The sequence below is a fragment of the Synechococcus sp. Cu2B8-bc1011 genome (genome assembly GCF_047302735.1).
In the GTDB taxonomy this organism is placed as follows: domain Bacteria; phylum Cyanobacteriota; class Cyanobacteriia; order PCC-6307; family Cyanobiaceae; genus Synechococcus_C.
Genome location: NZ_CP138915.1, coordinates 739,289 through 757,516, shown reverse-complemented (window position 1 = coordinate 757,516; position 18,228 = coordinate 739,289). Strand labels below are relative to the sequence as shown.

Genomic DNA, 18,228 nt, shown 5'->3' with positions numbered 1-18,228 from the left:
AATGACTTCTCAAAACGAGCTTGCCCGCCTATCGACAGAAATCACAGATCCCTGCGTTCACTGCGGATTTTGTTTACCCACCTGCGCCAGTTATCGAGTGCTGGGCACGGAGATGGATTCCCCCCGCGGGCGCATCCACACCCTCAAAGCGATCGAAGCTGGAGAGCTGGAGCTGGATGCCACGGTGGCCAGCCATTTCGATAGCTGCCTGGGCTGCTTCGCTTGCGTGAGCGCCTGTCCATCGGGCGTGCGCTACGACCAGCTGATTGAAGCGACCCGCCCAAAACTCAACCAACCTGAGTTCCGCAGCAGCTGGCAAACCAGTTTCCGGCAGCTGTTGCTTCTGGTACTGCCCTACCCCAAACGCCTGCGCGCTCTGCTGCAGCCCTTACGCACCTATGCCGGCACTGGATTACAGAGATTCATACGGAGAACGGGGCTGTTACAGCTGCTGGGCCCACAGCTGGAAGCGATGGAAGCGCTCTTGCCTCCCCTCCCGCCCGAGGGGTTTTCTGATCGCTTACCGCGGGTGAATCCGGCACAAGGCGAACAACGCGGCCGGGTGGGCTTGGTGCTGGGTTGCGTGCAACGTTGCTTTGATCCAGGGGTCAACGACGCCACCGTGGCCGTCCTGCAAGCGAATGGCTTTGAAGTGGTGATTCCAGCTGATCAAGGCTGCTGCGGAGCGGTGAGCCATCACCAAGGCCAACTCCAACAAACCCAGGAGCTTGCAAGCGCGTTGGTGCGGAGTTTCCGCGATGAAACCCTGGATGCCGTGCTGGTGGCCGCCTCCGGTTGCGGGCACACCATGAAGGCCTATGGGGAGCTTCTCGATGGCGAGGACAACTTCAGTGCGCCGGTGCTGGACGTGCACGAATTCCTGGCGAACCGGGGGCTGTCCGAATCGTTTCGGCAAGCTCTCACACCGCTGCCCTGCACGGTGGCCTATCACGATGCCTGCCACATGATCCATGGCCAGGGGATTGCGGCCCAGCCCAGGGACTTGCTGCGTGCCATTCCCGAACTTCAGCTGAAAGAAGCCACAGAAGCCGGCGTGTGTTGCGGGAGTGCCGGCATCTACAACCTGGTGCAACCGGACGAAGCCGCCGCACTCGGCCAACTGAAAGCGAACGACCTCACAAGCACTGGGGCAGAGGTCATCGCTAGCGCGAACATCGGTTGCAGCCTTCAACTGAGGAGCCATCTCCACTCAGAAGGTCCGGACGTCTGCCATCCCATGGAGCTACTCGCCCGCTCTGCCAGGCTCAGCCCGGCGCCCGCTCCAACGACTGGCGGCCAAGACAGCTCCGTCCCCCCCTCGCAGCACCATCCATGAATTCCTTTCTGGCCTCGTCGCGCCCTTCCCATTTCGGGCTCTACGTGCATGATCTAGAGCTCATGGAAGATTTCTACGTCAAAAAGCTGGGATTTTGCATCACAGACTCCTGGGAGTTCCAAGGATCAAGAATGCTTTTTTTAAGCAAAGATCCCAAGGAACATCATCAAATTGTTTTGGCCACAGGGCGGCAAATGGAAACGCCGAGTCAGTTCAATCAAATCTCGTTCGAAGTCTCCAGCCTGCAAGATTTGCATGAGAACTTCTCAGCCATTCAGGACATCGCTCCAGGCGAAGTTGTAGCCATGAACCATGGTGGAAGCTGGTCAGTTTATTTCTCCGATCCAGAAAGCAATCCCATTGAATTTTTCGCCTATACCCAAACTTATGCACCACCGATTGCCACGATTCCGATGGACATGGAACAACCATTCCAAACATTAATGGCGGAAACAGATGCTCTCGTTCACCAGTTCCCCGAATCTGAAAGCTGGCAGGAATGGCGAGAGCGATTTAGCAAAACCATGGCCGATTAAGCCTCTCCAGCAAACATCTGCCACGTCTCTTTCAAGCTGTGTTCCGTTCCTAGATTTCCAGGAAATGTAATCACAGGCAACGCACGCATTGGCTCCGTCATATCAGTTGCTGTTTCGATCGCACGCACCAGCGACAACCCTGGCGAGAGTTGCCCCTCCAGTTGAACAGCCTCGAGGCCAAGCCCCTCCGCCAATAGGGTTCCCGTGGTGATGCCTCCTTTGCTGATCAAATAGCCAAGCCGCGGAGCCAAGCCGGCCAGCAAACGGGCCATCAGGGATGCCAACTCCATCCCAAAGCGCAACCGCCGCACCAATGCCGCCGCACCAACTCCGAACAGCAACTCACCACGACTGGAAAACAGCACAGGCGTGAGCCCTTCCTCCAGCGCCTGCTCCAGCTGCGATCGCCATTCAGCCTCCAGGTCCGGCAGAAGCAGATCCGGAGATCCCCCCTCCAGCACCCGGGCGATGCGAGCCACCGGCAGCTCAATCCCGCGGCATCGCTCGTTGGCTAGCAGAGATTTCAACTGTTGATCCGCCAAAGAAACATGGGATCCCACCACCACCAAACCAGGCAGCGGCTGTCCGTGAAGATCACGGCGGCGCAAACTCACCAGGCCATGGGCATCAAGGGGCTGAGGTCCCAAGGGAGATGATCCTGAATCCACCAGGCCATTCAGAAGGCTTGCGGCTGAACGGAATAGGAAACGCTTTCGCCCCTGAAGCCTCCGGATCGCGACTCCCAAGGCCCGCAGCTGCTCGGGACGGGTCGCATCGACGACAACCGATCGATTGGCTTCTAAGGTCTCAAGGCAAGTCAAGAGGTCTGCAGATCGCTCTGACTCCAGCAACTCCAGCGGGATCCGCAGCACTGAGTTGGCAGCGATCTGGCCAGCGCTCTTCTCCTCAAGCCACTCCGCCAAATCACTGGTGCCGTAACCAAAGAGGCGATCACGGGCAAACGCCGTGGTGTGCACCGGCTCTCCGTGAAGACGATGCACACCATTCACGGTGGTGCGCCCCCCCTCAAAGAATGCAGGCACATGCAAGGTGGCATCCACCGCACCGAAGTGCCCCTCCCAGGCGTGCGCCAGCACCTGGGGTTCGAGCACGCCGTGCCCGCGCAGGGTGGAATCACCGCGGCTGACGAGCAACAGTTCATGCTCCTGAAGGCCTTCAGCCGCCATGGCCAGCACCAGGGCCTCCACAATCTCGCGATTGCGGGATGCCGCGGCCTCAGGCGTGAGCGCCCGCGTGTTGGCCAACACAAACACCAAGGGGGAAGGGTGCCTCAACCCCCGACGTAAGGCCGCTTCATCCCAACGCAGCAGCAGTGGGCAGCTGTGCACCGTCTGAGAACCGGTGGGGTCATCGTCGATTACGACAATCTTCATGGCACGATCGGTTGGTGTATTGATCTGGCCTGTTCACTCACGTGCCTGAACAAGGGTTGTCCTCCACAGCGGTACTAGCACCCAATTCTGTTGAGGAGCTTGGCCAACTCATTGCCGACCTGCATGCGGACGGGAAGCCCTGCGTGCCTGCCGGCATGGGCAGCCGTTTGCACTGGGGCCCTCCTCTGGCAGCTGATTCGGGGCCGGTGGTGAGCATGCGCCACCTGTCTCGGATCGAGGACCATGCGGTGGATGACCTCACGATCACCGTGGATGCGGGCATGCCCCTGGCCGACCTGCAGACGGCCCTTGCACAGCATCAGCAATGGCTACCGCTCAACTGGCCGTGGGGTAGCAACATGGCCTCGCCTCAATCAGCGGGTTCAATCGGCGGGCTCGTGGCACGGGGTCTATCGGGTGGGCTCCGCCAACGTCACTTAGGCGTGCGCGACCAGATCATTGGCATCAGCTTGATGCGCAGCGATGGAGTGAGCGCCCGTGCCGGTGGCCGGGTGGTGAAAAACGTGGCGGGCTATGACCTGATGCGCCTGCTCTGCGGCAGCTGGGGCAGCCTCGCTCTGATTACCGGGCTCACCTTGCGCGTGCAACCGATTCGTGAACCGCGCGGACAGCTTGTTCTGGAGGGTGAGCTCAACCAGCTCGAAGCCTTCCGAGCCGAGGTGGTGGGCAGCAGCTTCACACCCGAGTGGATCGATTGGGAGCTCCGCCCGGACCAGGGACCAAGGATCCTGATGGGCGTGGCCAGCATCAGTGATGGTGCGGTCGTCGACCAGCTCAACAGGCTCGAGACGCTCGCGGCCGAGCAGGGGGTCAGCAGCGAACGCATGCCGTGGGAGAGCCCGATCCCTGAAGGCTCTGCCACTAGCGAAGATCCACTCTGGCTGCTGCGCGTTTGTCTCCCCCCCGCAGAGCTCCAGCACTTGTTCAGCTCGCGCGAATGCACTGGGCTTTCTGGGTGGCATTGGCGGCTCGCCGCTGGAGCCGGCAGTGGAGAGGCCTGGCAAGCCAGCGGTTCTCCCACACCGGAATATCGAGTCGAAGCACTGAGGCGACGGGTGATCGCATTAGGGGGGCAGCTCAGCGTGCTGATACAACCAGGTGCCCAGCCAGGAGCACTACCGGCCTGGCTGGATGCCCCATCCCGCCCCCTGATTGAATCCGTGAAGCATCAGTTTGATCCGAAACAACAGCTCTGCAGAGGACGCCTGCCTGGAGTGGCAGCACCTCTCAACTCAGCGCATAGCGGCAACTGAGCTGAAGGCTCTCTCCAGCGGCGAGCTCCAGCTTGCCGTCTCCAGTAATCAGGGACTGGCGCGGTCCTGTCCAGGGCTCGAGACACACCATCGGGCGAGGAGGTTCGGTCCACACCACTGTGAGATCCATGGGCGCTTGATGCTGAAGCTGTAAACGTGTGCCCGCAGCCTCATCCACCAGGGTGACCGGTCCAGAAGGGCGGGTGAGAAAGTCCACGCCCTCTGGCAATCGGCTCAACTGATCCCCGGTTTCAGCCTCTGCCATCACGAGGTGGTTGAGGCATTGGGGTGCCAAGCCTTCAAGGCTCGTGCGACTGAGGTCCGTCACATTGAAATAGGGATGGAGACCAAAACTGAACGGCATCAACTCGCCGCCCTCATTGGCATTCGCAATCGTGGTGGTGATCTCCAACGCATCATTCACAGGACGCACCGCCATCTCCAGGCGAAAGCGGAACGGATAGTGCGCAAGGGTCTCATCCGTGTCCGTCAACCACAAGCGCACGCCGCTTTGGTCGTCGAGGAGCTCCAGCTGCCAGGGCAAGCCGCGCGCAAAGCCATGCTGCTTCAGGGTGGCCTCACCGCTTTTCAAGGGAAGCCGGTCACCGGGAAGGTTGCCGCAAATGGGGAACAGCACAGGAATCCCACCGCGGATGCTTTGCGTTGGGTCGGCGTAACGCGACTGATCGAAATAAAGAATCTCCCGCCCATTGCAACGCCATTCCGTGACAATGCCGCCGCGTTCAGGCACCACCCGTAGGCGATCACCACTTTGGGGATGCACGTATTCCCAGTGGGCATACGGCGTCGACAGTTGACGAAGGGTCATGGCCATCAAACCCGGAGCTTCTTCAGTGTGACCACAGCTCAGCCATCCGCGCAGCCATCGATTGCAAGGGAACCAAGCCAATCGAGCAGGGCCTTGTTCACCTGATCGGGAACCTCGTCATGGGGGCAATGCCCGGCTTCTAACACCACTTCGTGGGTGTTCTCCGGGGCATGACGTTGAAAACTGGCGCGACGTCCAGCGGCGTTGATCCAGGGATCGCGAATCCCCCAGAGCAGGAACAGGGGGGATTGCAACTGATCAAACAATTCATCCAGGGGTTGGCCGCTGGGAATGTCGAACACGGTGCGAAACACACCAAAGGCACCCGGATCCAGCGACGGAAGGCGAATCGATTCCACCAGGGCGTCGTCCACGTTGGTGCGATCGATATACACCTGATTGAGGGTGCGTCGAATCGTGGCCGGCCGGCGCAAATTCTCAAACAACACCCTTTGCAGCACTGGGCTTTTGAGCAAAGCCGAAGCAATCGTGCGACGGGCGATGGCGCCCCAGCCACTCGGCGTTGAGCGCTGTTCATCACTGAAAGGCCCTGCCGCATTCAGGAGCACCACACCCGCTGACTGGTCCTTTAAAGCAGCACCAGCCGCTAGGGCAGCAAACCCCCCGAGCGAATTTCCAGCGATCACGGTGGGGCGACCGATCCGCTGCTGGACATAGGCCACCAATTGGTCGCGCCACAGGGCACCGCCGTAGGTGAGCCCCGCTGGTTTGGCACTACGGCCGAAGCCCAGAAGATCCAGGGCGTGCACTTCGTACTGGCTTGCCAGCACTGGAATGTTGTAGCGCCAGTGGTCGGTAGAAGCCCCAAAGCCATGGACCAGCAACACAGCGGGCCGCGCTTGGGCCTGGGCCGCGGCCTCAGGCTGTTCAGGCCTCTGACAAAGACCATGCACCGCATGGTTCTCAAACTGCCACCAGGGCTCACTCACCACGCTTGTTCCATCGGGCAGCGATGCTAGGCATCCAGTTCATTCCTCCGCAGCGCCGGGCACTTGCCAACGATGGACACATACGAGATGGGGCCCCTGCTGCAAAGAAGCACCCTGAGCGGAGGCCTGTTCTGGGCGCTCGCCCTCTACCTGCCGCTCAGTGGTCCCCTTCAACGGCTGGAGGCCAGTTTGGAAGACGGTCCCCTGAGTGGGGCCTGGCGTCAGGCCGCTTTGGTGATCAGCAGTCTGTTACTCGCCCTTGTGGTGGGTGTGATCACCCAACTCATCCTGGCCTGGGCCCTCGGACCAGGCTGGGCCTCCAGCCTGGCCTTCATCACCATTGGCTGGAGTTTGTTTCTGGTGGTTGCCCGCGGGCAAGGGGACTAGATCAAACCAACCGGATCAGCCGCAACCTCGCTATCGACCTTGTCATCGTCATCAGGCTTGTCGCCACCAATCACCAATCTGAGCAGCACCGGTGCCAGGAAGGTGGTGCCGATGACCATTAAGAGAATGGCCGCCTCGAGCGAAGGCGACAGAAGCTTCGCGCTGGTGCCAAGGCCCAAGAAAATCAAACCCACTTCTCCGCGGGGCATCATTCCAAGCCCAACCACAAGGCGACGGGTGGGTTGCTTGCTCACAAAAGCCCAACCAGCGGCAATCTTGCCGATCACGGCAACCACAAACAGGAAGGCGGCGATGATCAGAGCGGTGCGGCTCCCAGGATCCGAAGGATTGATCACGGACAGATCCATGCCGGCGCCCACGAGCACAAAGAAGATCGTGGCGAACAAGGTCACGATCGGCAGAACCGCCTGTTGCATGGCGTGATTGTGCTTTGAGCCGCTCAGGATCAGACCAGCCGCGAAGGCGCCAAGGGCAGCCTCCAAGCCAATCGCGGTGGCGGTAAAGCAGCTCAGCGCAAGGATGACGAAGGACGCCACCAGCACCTCACCCGGTGCCTTGAGCTTGTCGATCAACCAATCGAAGGCAGGCGCTGCCGTGCGGCTCAAACCAATCGCCGCCACAACAAACACAGCGGCGGCAGCCACCAGCTTGACGATCGGACCAATTTCCAGGCTGCCGCCGGACGCCAAGGCCACCACAACAGCCAAGATCACAATGCCGAGGATGTCATCAAGAACGGCCGCACCAATCACGATCTGTCCCTCGCGCGTTTTCAAATATCCGAGTTCTCCGAACACACTGGCGGTAATGCCAATGCTGGTGGCGGTCATCGACGCACCGGCAAAAATCGCTGGAATGGCGTCCACGTGGAAAATGGCCATCAGGCCCCAGGTCCCCAGGGCAAATGGCAACACCACACCCGCAACAGCCACGGTGAAGGCCTGGGTGCCCACGGCGATCAACTCATCGAGCTCACTCTCCAAACCGGTGAGGAACAGGAGAGCAAACAATCCCAGTTGGGCTACTGCCTCCAGGGCCGGGAAACTCTCGTTGTAGAGATCCGTCACCGATTCAGGAGGCACATTGCCTAAGGAACTGAGAAGGGTGATCAAGCCATTGCTCAACTCCACCTGGGTTTCGGGCGGCACCAAGAGGTGGAGACCAGACGCTCCAATCAACACACCGGCCAGCAGCTCTCCCAAAATCGTGGGGAGCTGAAGGCGAACCAGAACTTCGGCCAGCGCCCTCGCCGCCACAAAGATCAGCATGAATCGGCCAACCCCAATGAGGGTTTCCGCCATCTCGAAATCGTGCGCAGACAGTTCAGCCAAAAGCGGCGTGAGAAGGGGCGGCATCGCAGCGGCGAGCATCGGAATCGGCATGTTTTCTCAGCGGGACCATAAAGGCAAACGGGATCCCTGACCGTGCATTGCGACGACCTGCTAGCTGATGGCCACAAAAGGAGAGGCCGCACAAGCAAGCTTTTGGCCGACGGTTGAACCAGAAGCCTCGGTCACAGTTCGGCCACCGTTTCAAGCTTTCTCGGTCCAATACCAGCACACTTAACGCAATACAAAAAGCAATCGGCATATTCCCCCCTCCATGAGCAGCTCCGAACCCCTCGATCTTCGCCTTCCAACTCCTGGTTGTTACGCCGACCCAGAACGGGCCGGATTGGATGGTGATGCCGTGTTCGACGGCATGACAGAACATCTGTTCTTCACGCTGGGCAAGCTTGCGCCATCCGCCAGTCGCCACGACCTTTACATGGCCCTGAGCTATGCCGTGCGCGATCGGCTGATGACCCGCTACTTGGCCAGCTTGGAGGCGATTCGGGCCCGACCGCAAAAAACGGTGGCTTATCTATCTGCGGAGTTCCTGATTGGCCCGCAGCTGGCCAACAACCTGCTGAATTTGGGAATCCAGAATGAAGCGGAAGAAGCCGTGAAACGCTTCGGGATTGAATCCCTGCAGCAGATCATCGAAGTGGAAGAAGAGCCCGGCCTTGGCAATGGCGGCCTGGGGCGATTAGCCGCTTGCTACATGGAATCGCTCGCCAGTTTGCAAATTCCTGCCACCGGCTACGGCATTCGCTACGAATTCGGAATTTTCAACCAGCTGATCCGCGACGGTTGGCAGGTTGAGGTCACCGACAAGTGGCTCAAGGGCGGCTGGCCATGGGAACTGCCGCAACCCGATCAGGCCTGCTTTGTGGGCTTTGGTGGCCGAACGGAGAGCTATCTCGATGACAAGGGCAACTACCGCTCTCGCTGGATCCCATCGGATCACGCCATTGGCGTCCCCCACGATGTGCCCGTGCTCGGCTACCGCGTGAACACCTGCGATCGCCTGCGCCTCTGGCGCGCCGATGCCACGGAAAGCTTCGATTTCTATGCCTTCAACATCGGCGACTACTACGGCGCTGTGGAAGAGAAAGTGGGCAGTGAAACCCTCTCCAAAGTGCTGTATCCGAACGACGGCACCGATGAGGGACGCCGCCTTCGCCTGAAACAGCAGCATTTCTTTGTGAGCTGCTCACTCCAGGACATGTTGCGCAGCCTCGACAACCGTGGGCTGTCCATTGACGACTTCCCTGAGTACTGGACCGTTCAGCTCAACGACACCCATCCCGCCATCGCAGTCGCAGAACTGATGCGTCTGCTCATCGATGATCGCCACATGGAATGGGACAAGGCTTGGGACATCACCCGTCGTTCCGTGGCCTACACCAACCACACCTTGCTTCCCGAGGCACTCGAGAAATGGGATCTCAACCTCTTTGGAAGCCTGTTGCCGAGACACCTCGAGCTGATTTACGAAATCAACCGCCGCTTCTTGCAGCAGGTGCGCTTGCGCTACCCGGGCAACGAGGCGATTCAACGCAAACTCTCGATCATTGATGAGGATGGCGGTAAGTCGATCCGCATGGCCCACCTCGCCACCATTGGCGCCCATCACGTGAATGGTGTGGCAGCGCTCCACTCCGACTTGGTGCGTGAGCAGCTCATGCCTGAATTCGCCGAGCTCTGGCCCGAAAAATTCACCAATGTGACCAATGGCGTCACCCCAAGACGTTGGGTTGCTCTCTCCAATCCCGAACTCTCCACCCTCCTCGATGAGCATGTGGGACCCGACTGGGTCACCAATATGGAGATCCTGCGCAAGCTTGAGGATCGACAGAACGACACGGGCTTCCTGACTCACTGGGAAGACACCAAGCTCTCCGTGAAGCGCAAGTTGTCGACCTACATCCACCGCAATACGGGCGTATTGGTGGATCCATCCAGCCTGTTTGATGTGCAGGTGAAGCGAATCCACGAGTACAAACGCCAGCACCTCAACGCTTTGCAGGTGATCACCCAGTACCTCAGGATCAAAAACGGCCAAGCCGACGGCATGGCACCTCGCACGGTGATCTTTGGTGGCAAGGCAGCACCTGGCTATTACATGGCCAAGTTGATCATCCGCTTCATCAACGGCATCGCCGAAACGATCAACGCGGATCCCGACATGGATGGACGGCTGCGGGTGGTGTTCCTCGCTGACTACAACGTGAAGCTGGGCGAACAGGTGTATCCAGCCTCGGATCTTTCCGAACAGATCTCGACGGCCGGCAAGGAGGCTTCTGGCACCGGCAACATGAAGTTCGCCATGAATGGTGCGCTCACGATTGGCACCCTCGATGGCGCCAACGTTGAAATTCGTGAGCACGTGGGTGCGGACAACTTCTTCTTATTCGGCAAGACCGTGGAAGAAATTGCCGACCTCAAGCAACGCGGTTACAGGCCTTGGGAGGTTGTTGAATCGGTTCCTGAACTCGCTGAAGCCATCCGCCTGGTGGAAATGGGTCACTTCAGCAATGGCGATGGGGAGCTCTTCCGTCCTCTGATCGACAACCTCACGGGGAATGATCCCTTCTTCGTGATGGCTGATTTCGCCGACTACTTGCGCGCTCAAGATGCCGTGAGTCTGGCTTGGACCGATCGCCATCACTGGAACCGAATGTCGGTGTTGAACAGCGCCAGAAGCGGCTTCTTCTCATCCGATCGTTCGATCCGTGACTACTGCCGCGACATCTGGAAGGTGGAGGCCATGCCCGTTGAGATCACCTGCGATGTGCCTGACATTGTGCGTTGACACAACAAAGCCCTCGAGATCATTTCGAGGGCTTTTCTAGGGTTCAGCCGCGATCGGGAAGATCAGGGGTTTGATGCAACAAGCGATTTAAACGCAAGCGATCAGCGTTGAGGGGGTCTGGGGCAAGCTCCCCGGCCAACTCCCTAAATTTCTGTTCAATATCGTCGGGCACACGCACATCAAAGATGCGCTCCATCAACGCTTCAATAGAAAAGAGATGGGCGTTGATGTTTTCCAGATCAGCCATCGCTTGATGGATGGCATCAGCAGGCTCCTCCCCACCACCGATTGGGGTGGCATGGGTTTGGACATCAGCAGCGGGAGTGCCGTGTTCTTTTTGCAGATCCTCCAAGACCCTGCCAGACAGGGTTCTAAACGCTTGAAGGGCCGCCCAACTCAGCTCTTGCTGCTGACGCAATGTTGGTGACTCTCTGATCAGACGGTCATGCTCACGGTAGAAGCGTTGACAGTCTGGACATTGACAGGGCTCTTCAGGCAAAGCAGCAGACCCTCAGTTGCCAACCATCATGGCACCTGATCAGGCGGCCAAGGGCGGTTCCTGATCGACCCCAGAGCCATCACCAAACTGTTCGCCGAACTGATCTCCATTCCTCTCCACAACACCTGGCAGGGGAATCTCGATCGAGCTCACCACATTGAGGGCATCGCGCAAACGCATGGAATCGGCAAACCAACCCATCGCTTGTTCGGTATCTCCACGACTCTCAGCGTCACTGGCTTGATCTTCATGGGCTTCCGCCAAAAGGGCGAGCCAGCACAGGCATCGCGCTTGCACCACAGACAAATCAAGGTCGGTTGGATGGCTCGCAGCGATGCGCTCGCTTTCTTGCTGAACCAAAAGCCGTAGCCGAAGCTCGTGAAGCTGGGTCATGGAACCGGTTCACACTCTCAAAAATAGCGGGGGTGAGGCATCTGGCTACCCCATCAATCCAAGACAATCCATCAGTTTGTATCCATGAGCTGGAAAAGCTCACCCTGAATGACTATCCAATAGGAGACAGTTCACTCACTCAATGACTCGTAAGCCTGGTTTATTTGCAGACTTCCAAGCTTTCATCAACAAAGGCAACGTTGTTGATCTCGCCATTGCCGTTGTGATTGCAGGTGCCTTCGGCAAGGTCGTTGCCTCAGTTGTGACCTTGGTGATGACCAATGCCCTTGAGCCGGCATTGAAGGCAGCCAATGTTGATTCCATCAATTCCTGGCCAGCAGGAACCGTGATTGTGGCGATCATCAACTTCCTCGTGATCGCCTTTGTGTGCTTCTTGATTGTGAAGTCCATCGAGGCCTCCAAACGCAAGCAAGAGGTCATTGCCGAAACCAAACCTGATCCCCAAGCTCAACTGGCTTCTGCCATAACTCGCCTCACAGACGCACTAGAGCGCAAGGGTTTCTGAGGAAGCCAGGCTGAAGGCGATAGCAGTAGTACACGGGGCTGGCGGGACTCGAACCCACGACCTACGGTTTAGGAAACCGTCGCTCTATCCGGCTGAGCTACAGCCCCTCAGAGGCCATTATGGGGGTTGAAAGTAGGCGAGGTGATCGCAATGGATGGTTGTTGCCTTCGGGCTGCAGCCATCGGTTGAGGAAAGTCCGGGCTCCCCGATGGCCAGGCTTGCTGGGTAACGCCCAGTGCGGGTGACCGTGAGGAGAGTGCCACAGAAACACACCGCCGATGGCCGGTTCCGCTGGCACAGGCAAGGGTGCAAAGGTGCGGTAAGAGCGCACCAGCAGCATCGAGAGGTGCTGGCTCGGTAAACCCCGGCTGGGAGCAAGGCCTAGGAACTACGAACTACTGGTGGCCATTGAGCGATCCCGACAACAGTGCCTGCACTAAGACGAACAAAGAACTAAAGCGGCTGAGGAACAAAATGAACAATGCAGAGTGCTTATTTTAATAATTAAAATTGAAAAGATTAATGACTAAAAGGTGGCCAAACGAAAGCGAGCGCTACAGCAAGAAAAGGCCAAATTTACCATTTAATAACGACGCAAATACTAGCCGTCAATCAGATAAATTTTTAATCAATACTTAAATAGACTTTCGTATTAAGCAAGGCATGCAATGCAACTGATTTACTTCCTCACATACCAAAAATGAAGCCAACTTTCATTCAGCAAATAAATTCAACAAAACCCAGAAAGGTCATGTTCAGAGCGAAAGAAATGGTTTTTACTGAAAGCCCAACTTAAAACCCCAGAAAATAAAAATGTAGTACACCAAACTACCAATGAATGACAAGCAAAAAACACCCCCAAGCCTGTTGGGCAATCCGGCTATGAACAAACTAGCGACAGCAAAGGGCAAAATCGGAACTGAGCGAACGAACAAAATGACAAGAGAAGAATTAACATGTTGGGCATTAATCCAAGGAATCTTGGATATTTTTCCGCGTAGCATCAAATTATCTTTTAACCATATTCCTTTAAAGAACCTACCTTCTCCAACAGCCCTAAACAAAAAAACCTGGAAAGTAGAGATTAAAGAGACAAGACATGGCCAAAAAATTAAGTATTGCAAACCATATAAGTAAAAAAGCGAAAAGTCAAAAAAAAGCGAAAACGGCAATCCCAAAATTAGCGAGATAATGTTTGCAAGCAAAAGAAAAGGCGGGGAAAGCTTGCTCAGAAGAATAGATACAGGACTGAAACTCCTCAAAATCAGCCCAAATACATAAGCAAGAAAGAAATAAAGTAATACATAGAAAAATACGTTACGCTTAATAGGCGGCATCATTTTCGCTCAATCACTATAAATGTAAAAAGTCCAAATTTTTTATCAAAATATTTCCTCTCGATGCGCCGAACGAAGCGAACAATGCTCCTAGGCACATTAAAACTAAAAGAAAATCCACCAGTCATCATGTAACTAAACGGCATTAAAGAGTGCCATGCAGTTACGTACAAATCTGGATATAACTTTTGAAACTTAAAGGCATCCCGCTTAAATACAATCCAGCTCTGCGCTTGATTACTATCTCTAAGAGGATCATGCGATGAAAAATTCCAACTGTTTTGATCAGGACAAAACGGCTCATGACGAAAAACAGAGTATATAAAAACACTCCATATATTATTAGCCGGCTCGATCATCAATATTCTTCCACCTGGCTTTAGACATCTCATAGCAGATTCTAAAAAGACAAAACTGTCATTTATATGATGAAAAACATTTAGAAGAATAAGGTTAGACAACTCATTGGGGAAAATATCACCAATGCTTTTTGCATCAAGCACTAAATCAACATCAAGGCCCGAAAGTATATCGCTAGTAATTACTTGAGGCAATTCTTTTTTCAGAAAGCCACCCCCTGAACCTAACTCTAATATCTTTCCATCAATTGGCGCGAGAGATTGCTTGATCAGACTGTACCATTCACTGTAGAGAAAAGACAAGGCTGGACGCCTCTTGAGCATATTAGCTCTTTGAGAAGTTAATTCAGCAGAATTCATGCAGATAAAAAATAATGCCAACAAACTCGAATGAGCTTAAGACCATCAGTCCACCTAGAAATGTTCGGCGAACCACTGAATCTAGATTTATACTTAACTGGATAATTAATTATTTTATATTTATATTTAGAGGCTCCGAATAAAACTGTGAAGTCCCCAAAGGGATCAGTTTTAGATAGCCAAGATCCATCAGCAAGCATAGAGGCATATAAATGCTTTGTAAATATCTTCGTTCCGCATAAAGAGTCAGACACATTCTGACAGAGAAGACAAGATACTAATGTGGCAAAAACTCTATTTCCTATATAGTTGGCCCAACGCATAGCTCCCTCTTCCATCGGGTAAACAGTTCTTGTACAGTTGATAAAGCAACCATTAAGGCGTGAAGAATATTCAATAGCCCTAATACTGTCTAAAATGTCAACAGTAAAATCAGTATCGATAATGGCCAACGTGCTACCAGTAGCTTTCGAAAAACCAGATATAACTGCATTTTTCTTGCCTCTACCCTCCTGCTTGATCAAAAGAATTCTCAGCTTCTCCTGATAATCTGAGACTACAGAATTCAGCATAATCCAAGTATTATCAGAGCTATTTCCTTCAACAAAGATTACTTCAGAATTGGGCAAATGACAAATAATGTGATCGAGTGCGTCTCGTATTAATTGTTCATTACCTGATTCATTCCTAGCAGGGAGAACAATCGAATATGTGTCAGCAATAGAAGCAACAGGATCAATATTTGGTTGACCTGTTTGTCTGAATGTATATTCTATAGAGTAAGCAAAATCACGGATACCAGGAATTCTCCGTAGAGCATTCTTAATTTTTTGCGGAACCCAAGAAGTATGAAAGGGTGTGAGTTTTGATGCCACCCATTTGACAGGAACTAGAGAATGAATTTCTGCCAAAGACTCAATATCCCATGTTGATAGCCTGTTAGAAATAGTAGTTGTACTTAAAGCTCTAGAATCCATTCGAAGCCATCTACACAATGGCTCCCATATATTTCCTGTTATTTGAAAAGTAAATACTCCGTTAGCGCCTGATGACTTGGATAGAGCGGATTGAATTGCAAGGTCAATATTCGAAGAATTTAAGGTGGCTTTTGATATAAAATATTCTTCCATAAAAATTACTTCAAAGCACCAAAAAATAATTGAATCATCTTAAGCCATACACGCCTAAAGCGCAATCAAATCATCAAGCCCCTCAAATTCCATAAGCTTCACTTATGCAAAACAATGTCTTGTGACCCAGAGAATCTTGTAAGATTAAATTAAATCTTAAGGCACATTAATGGAAAAGCATACTTGGCCACCCACCTTGTTCAAATATTAAGGACAATTCTAAGCAATGAGTATGCGCAAAATTTGGCATCACCAAAAAGGGATAAAACCATCATTAAGCAATCTATTGCTAATGATTATACCTACATCTTTCCTGCTGCTCTGTGGATTAGTTATCCGATCTGGTTTTTATCCTATAGCCACAAATAACTTTTTTTATGATCAGGACCCTGCCTATGTATATCTATATTCTGGGCTTACTTTATTGCATCGGGAAATTCCTATACATGTAGATCATCCTGGGACAACATTCCAAATATTCTTTGCAGGTTTAATCATTTTGGGGTTCTTGGCTTCAAAGGTCGCGACCTTTACCAGGCCTGGAACAGATTGGATCAGTATCAGCCAGATTGACTCGTTTGTAGTTGAAAATTCTGAAGCATTGATGCTCGCCACAGGAGTCATAATGTCCTGTCTGGTCGCAATTTGTACTTATTTATTGGCAAACAGAATCTGGAAACTGACAGGGAGCTTGGCCGCAGCCATCATTTCGCAAATGTTTCTATTTATGTGGGGCTCCAGCTCTAGTCGGTCAGGCTTGATAGCAATGAGATCCTTATATCCTAGCCCTGAAGCATTACTAATCATACTTGTTTTATTAGGCCTGTTTTACTTGAGCCCATTCTATATTGAATCTCTGTATGGCTTATCCGTAAGTACATGCAAAGAGGCAAAATATAGCTCCCGAGCCTTAGGTATTATTGCTTCCTTGGGGATATTCACAAAGATAACATTTGCACCCTTTTTACCACTTTTATTAACTATAAAATGGACAAAACTAAAAAGCTCTTTGATATATTTTGCATGCTGTTGCTCACTATTTTTAGCGATAATTCATCCTCGAATCATACATTTAATAAAATGGCTAGTTAGGAATGCAATCTATAAAGATAAATATGGAACAGGTGATATTGGCATTATCGATACCGGCAATATGGCGGCTTTCCTGAAAGCTTTATCCCTTGATAATTCCTATATCCTATTGCAATTACTAGTTGCTGCTATTTCACTTCTATATCTATTGCATTACGAGAGCTCAGCCAGGCTTAATGACAAGTATCTGTCGAGGAAAACAACTAGTGGTGAACTAGTTACTTCCATCCGTTCAGGCCACTCGAAAAATTTAGATCACACACCTAACAAAAGAGTCAGATGTCCAGGGGTAAGCTGGACGCTTTTAATATCTTCAATTTTAATTGGGCTCTTTCTACTCTTTAAAAGCCCGCACCTACACTACTTTATTCCAACCGCTATCATCATTAGTTACTTAATATCAATGCTAGTTGGCTTGGCAGAGTATCAATCGCATTACTCCAGGGAAACTCTATCAGTTCAGACGAATAATTATTGCACTAAATTCATCTTAGAATCACCTCGCCCTGCTATGCTCATAAACCTTATTTTTGCCTCAATCCTAATATGCATCAGCCTTTCTACATTGCCAAAATATGTTTATTCTGAGCGCCAAAAGTCTACTTATGCCTATGTGAATGACCAGCAGCTTCTAGAAGATACTCAGAATTACTGTACTTATAGAGTTGCCAGCAAGAGGTGCTCAATTGCGTTTGCTTTGTCCTACAACCCTCAAATTGCAACCGGAAAAGCCTTCTCGGATATTAAATATTTGAATATTTGGGGTGGGAAATTTTACGCCCATGGCCCTAACCTTATTGATCATGATGCGCTCCAATCAACAAATCAATACAATTCATTTATAATCTCCAAAAAAATTGAAAAGGTTGTCGAAGGTCTTTCTGATAAAACCAAATATCATATAATTTCTAAAGGGGGAACATACAACATTTGGCAAAAAGTCAATTCTAACTACCGATCAAATGAATGATATCTAAATCTTAAACTATGGCAGCAAGGCGTTCATTTACCTACTTGAACGGCAACAAATAGCTTGAATAATACTTTTTATTACTTAAACTTGCTAACACGCATCAAGTCAAGATTCTCATTGCACAAGCCACTTGCCAACAAAAATCCAATGCTTTAGAATTTGTGAAATTTTTAATCAAAACCAAGGCGTGAGTTAAGTTAAAAGCATATCCAAAGAATATTTTGCTCCATTAATTGACTGAATAACTAAAAAACCAACTAACTAGCTTTGTCTGATCTATAATATTATTTGAAAGCAGGCGAGGTGATCGCAATTGATGACTGTCGCTCTAGAGCGGCTGTTATTCGTTGAGGAAAGTCCGGGCTCCCCGATGGCCAGGCTTGCTGGGTAACGCCCAGTGCGGGTGACCGTGAGGAGAGTGCCACAGAAACACACCGCCGATGGCCGGCTCGCTGGCACAGGCAAGGGTGCAAAGGTGCGGTAAGAGCGCACCAGCAGCATCGAGAGGTGCTGGCTCGGTAAACCCCGGCTGGGAGCAAGGCCTAGGAACGACGGGTGGCCATCTTCCCCGTTCCGCCTTTGTGCGCCGCTCGAGGTCGTCGGTAACGGCGATCCCAGATAGATGATCACCCCCCTTCCTTGGAAGGGTGAACAGAACCCGGCTTATGTCCTGCTTTCAACCCTCTTTGTTGATG

The 18,228-nt window shown here is 52.8% G+C and carries 16 protein-coding genes, 1 tRNA gene and 2 other RNA genes; 10 read left to right on the top strand and 9 right to left on the bottom strand.

All coding sequences use genetic code 11. The features are described from left to right. The first annotated feature begins 1 nt into the window (after position 1). Both SIC18_RS03870 and SIC18_RS03865 read left to right on the top strand, forming a co-directional pair. A complete protein-coding gene (locus tag SIC18_RS03870; RefSeq protein WP_413430210.1) occupies positions 2-1,336 on the top strand; it encodes a (Fe-S)-binding protein in 1,335 nt (444 codons plus the stop codon). 62 nt (positions 1,337-1,398) lie between these two features. Further along, positions 1,399-1,872 (top strand): VOC family protein, encoded by a 474-nt coding sequence (locus tag SIC18_RS03865; protein ID WP_413430209.1) that lies wholly within the window; start codon positions 1,399-1,401, stop codon positions 1,870-1,872. Here SIC18_RS03865 and SIC18_RS03860 read toward each other — a convergent pair. Continuing rightward, positions 1,869-3,266 (bottom strand): four-carbon acid sugar kinase family protein, encoded by a 1,398-nt coding sequence (locus SIC18_RS03860; protein WP_048347743.1) that lies wholly within the window; start codon positions 3,264-3,266, stop codon positions 1,869-1,871. The two genes, SIC18_RS03865 and SIC18_RS03860, sit on opposite strands and share 4 nt — an antisense overlap. Positions 3,267-3,307: 41 nt before the next feature. Here SIC18_RS03860 and SIC18_RS03855 point away from each other — a divergent pair, with 41 nt between their 5' ends. Continuing rightward, a complete protein-coding gene (locus SIC18_RS03855; RefSeq protein ID WP_413430208.1) occupies positions 3,308-4,540 on the top strand; it encodes an FAD-binding oxidoreductase in 1,233 nt (410 codons plus the stop codon). Here SIC18_RS03855 and SIC18_RS03850 read toward each other — a convergent pair. Continuing rightward, entirely contained in the window at positions 4,515-5,375 is an 861-nt protein-coding gene (locus SIC18_RS03850) for a galactose mutarotase (protein ID WP_413430506.1), read from the bottom strand. The genes SIC18_RS03855 and SIC18_RS03850 overlap by 26 nt on opposite strands. A 32-nt stretch (positions 5,376-5,407) precedes the next feature. Continuing rightward, positions 5,408-6,322 carry an alpha/beta fold hydrolase gene (locus SIC18_RS03845; protein WP_413430207.1) on the bottom strand — a complete coding sequence of 305 codons (915 nt, stop codon included), beginning with the start codon at positions 6,320-6,322 and terminating at the stop codon, positions 5,408-5,410. A gap of 69 nt (positions 6,323-6,391) precedes the next feature. On the opposite strand from SIC18_RS03845, the gene SIC18_RS03840 reads away from it, so the two are divergent. Then, the gene (locus tag SIC18_RS03840) at positions 6,392-6,706 is read left to right on the top strand and encodes a hypothetical protein (RefSeq protein ID WP_048347741.1); all 315 of its coding nucleotides are present in this window, start codon (positions 6,392-6,394) and stop codon (positions 6,704-6,706) included. Here the strand turns inward: SIC18_RS03840 and SIC18_RS03835 are convergent. Beyond that, the gene (locus SIC18_RS03835) at positions 6,703-8,097 is read right to left on the bottom strand and encodes a cation:proton antiporter (RefSeq protein ID WP_084764275.1); all 1,395 of its coding nucleotides are present in this window, start codon (positions 8,095-8,097) and stop codon (positions 6,703-6,705) included. The genes SIC18_RS03840 and SIC18_RS03835 overlap by 4 nt on opposite strands. A 232-nt stretch (positions 8,098-8,329) precedes the next feature. On the opposite strand from SIC18_RS03835, the gene SIC18_RS03830 reads away from it, so the two are divergent. Beyond that, positions 8,330-10,864 carry a glycogen/starch/alpha-glucan phosphorylase gene (locus SIC18_RS03830; RefSeq protein WP_413430206.1) on the top strand — a complete coding sequence of 845 codons (2,535 nt, stop codon included), beginning with the start codon at positions 8,330-8,332 and terminating at the stop codon, positions 10,862-10,864. A gap of 43 nt (positions 10,865-10,907) precedes the next feature. Here the strand turns inward: SIC18_RS03830 and SIC18_RS03825 are convergent, their stop codons facing one another. Together SIC18_RS03825 and SIC18_RS03820 are read right to left on the bottom strand one after the other, a co-directional pair. Then, positions 10,908-11,363, bottom strand: a complete 456-nt coding sequence (locus SIC18_RS03825; RefSeq protein WP_048347739.1) for a hypothetical protein — start codon at positions 11,361-11,363, stop codon at positions 10,908-10,910. Positions 11,364-11,402: 39 nt separating this feature from the next. Continuing rightward, complete coding sequence (locus SIC18_RS03820; RefSeq protein ID WP_250395020.1) at positions 11,403-11,756, bottom strand: hypothetical protein; 354 nt, start codon at positions 11,754-11,756, stop codon at positions 11,403-11,405. A gap of 142 nt (positions 11,757-11,898) precedes the next feature. Between SIC18_RS03820 and mscL the strand changes: the two genes are divergently transcribed. Continuing rightward, positions 11,899-12,282, top strand: coding sequence for a large conductance mechanosensitive channel protein MscL (mscL, locus tag SIC18_RS03815; protein WP_048347737.1), 384 nt, complete (start codon positions 11,899-11,901; stop codon positions 12,280-12,282). Positions 12,283-12,315: 33 nt separating this feature from the next. Here the strand turns inward: mscL and SIC18_RS03810 are convergent. Further along, positions 12,316-12,389: transfer RNA gene (locus SIC18_RS03810), tRNA-Arg, on the bottom strand. 22 nt (positions 12,390-12,411) lie between these two features. On the opposite strand from SIC18_RS03810, the gene rnpB (SIC18_RS03805) reads away from it, so the two are divergent. Together rnpB (SIC18_RS03805) and SIC18_RS03800 are read left to right on the top strand one after the other, a co-directional pair. Beyond that, an RNA gene (rnpB, locus tag SIC18_RS03805) (RNase P RNA component class A) lies at positions 12,412-12,785 on the top strand. 331 nt (positions 12,786-13,116) lie between these two features. Further along, positions 13,117-13,419, top strand: coding sequence for a hypothetical protein (locus SIC18_RS03800; protein ID WP_413430205.1), 303 nt, complete (start codon positions 13,117-13,119; stop codon positions 13,417-13,419). 199 nt (positions 13,420-13,618) lie between these two features. On the opposite strand, the gene SIC18_RS03795 is transcribed toward SIC18_RS03800, so the two are convergent. Continuing rightward, on the bottom strand, positions 13,619-14,338 hold the full coding sequence (locus SIC18_RS03795) for a class I SAM-dependent methyltransferase (RefSeq protein ID WP_413430204.1): 720 nt from the start codon (positions 14,336-14,338) through the stop codon (positions 13,619-13,621). Then, on the bottom strand, positions 14,335-15,468 hold the full coding sequence (locus SIC18_RS03790; RefSeq protein ID WP_413430203.1) for a glycosyltransferase family 2 protein: 1,134 nt from the start codon (positions 15,466-15,468) through the stop codon (positions 14,335-14,337). The genes SIC18_RS03795 and SIC18_RS03790 overlap by 4 nt, the downstream gene beginning before the upstream one ends. A 226-nt stretch (positions 15,469-15,694) precedes the next feature. On the opposite strand from SIC18_RS03790, the gene SIC18_RS03785 reads away from it, so the two are divergent. Continuing rightward, a complete protein-coding gene (locus SIC18_RS03785) occupies positions 15,695-17,530 on the top strand; it encodes a hypothetical protein (RefSeq protein WP_413430202.1) in 1,836 nt (611 codons plus the stop codon). A gap of 293 nt (positions 17,531-17,823) precedes the next feature. Further along, an RNA gene (rnpB, locus tag SIC18_RS03780) (RNase P RNA component class A) lies at positions 17,824-18,215 on the top strand. The last annotated feature ends 13 nt before the right edge of the window (positions 18,216-18,228 follow it).

Bases quoted from the DNA above. Each gene is read 5' to 3' on its own strand.
- SIC18_RS03870 (WP_413430210.1), top strand. From the start codon at position 2: ATGACTTCTCAAAACGAGCTTGCCCGCCTATCGACAGAAATCACAGAT.
- SIC18_RS03865 (WP_413430209.1), top strand. From the start codon at position 1,399: ATGGAAGATTTCTACGTCAAAAAGCTGGGATTTTGCATCACAGACTCC.
- SIC18_RS03860 (WP_048347743.1), bottom strand. From the start codon at position 3,266: ATGAAGATTGTCGTAATCGACGATGACCCCACCGGTTCTCAGACGGTG.
- SIC18_RS03850 (WP_413430506.1), bottom strand. From the start codon at position 5,375: ATGGCCATGACCCTTCGTCAACTGTCGACGCCGTATGCCCACTGGGAA.
- SIC18_RS03840 (WP_048347741.1), top strand. From the start codon at position 6,392: ATGGACACATACGAGATGGGGCCCCTGCTGCAAAGAAGCACCCTGAGC.
- SIC18_RS03835 (WP_084764275.1), bottom strand. From the start codon at position 8,097: ATGCTCGCCGCTGCGATGCCGCCCCTTCTCACGCCGCTTTTGGCTGAA.
- SIC18_RS03830 (WP_413430206.1), top strand. From the start codon at position 8,330: ATGAGCAGCTCCGAACCCCTCGATCTTCGCCTTCCAACTCCTGGTTGT.
- SIC18_RS03820 (WP_250395020.1), bottom strand. From the start codon at position 11,756: ATGACCCAGCTTCACGAGCTTCGGCTACGGCTTTTGGTTCAGCAAGAA.
- mscL (WP_048347737.1), top strand. From the start codon at position 11,899: ATGACTCGTAAGCCTGGTTTATTTGCAGACTTCCAAGCTTTCATCAAC.
- SIC18_RS03800 (WP_413430205.1), top strand. From the start codon at position 13,117: ATGAATGACAAGCAAAAAACACCCCCAAGCCTGTTGGGCAATCCGGCT.
- SIC18_RS03795 (WP_413430204.1), bottom strand. From the start codon at position 14,338: ATGAATTCTGCTGAATTAACTTCTCAAAGAGCTAATATGCTCAAGAGG.
- SIC18_RS03790 (WP_413430203.1), bottom strand. From the start codon at position 15,468: ATGGAAGAATATTTTATATCAAAAGCCACCTTAAATTCTTCGAATATT.
- SIC18_RS03785 (WP_413430202.1), top strand. From the start codon at position 15,695: ATGAGTATGCGCAAAATTTGGCATCACCAAAAAGGGATAAAACCATCA.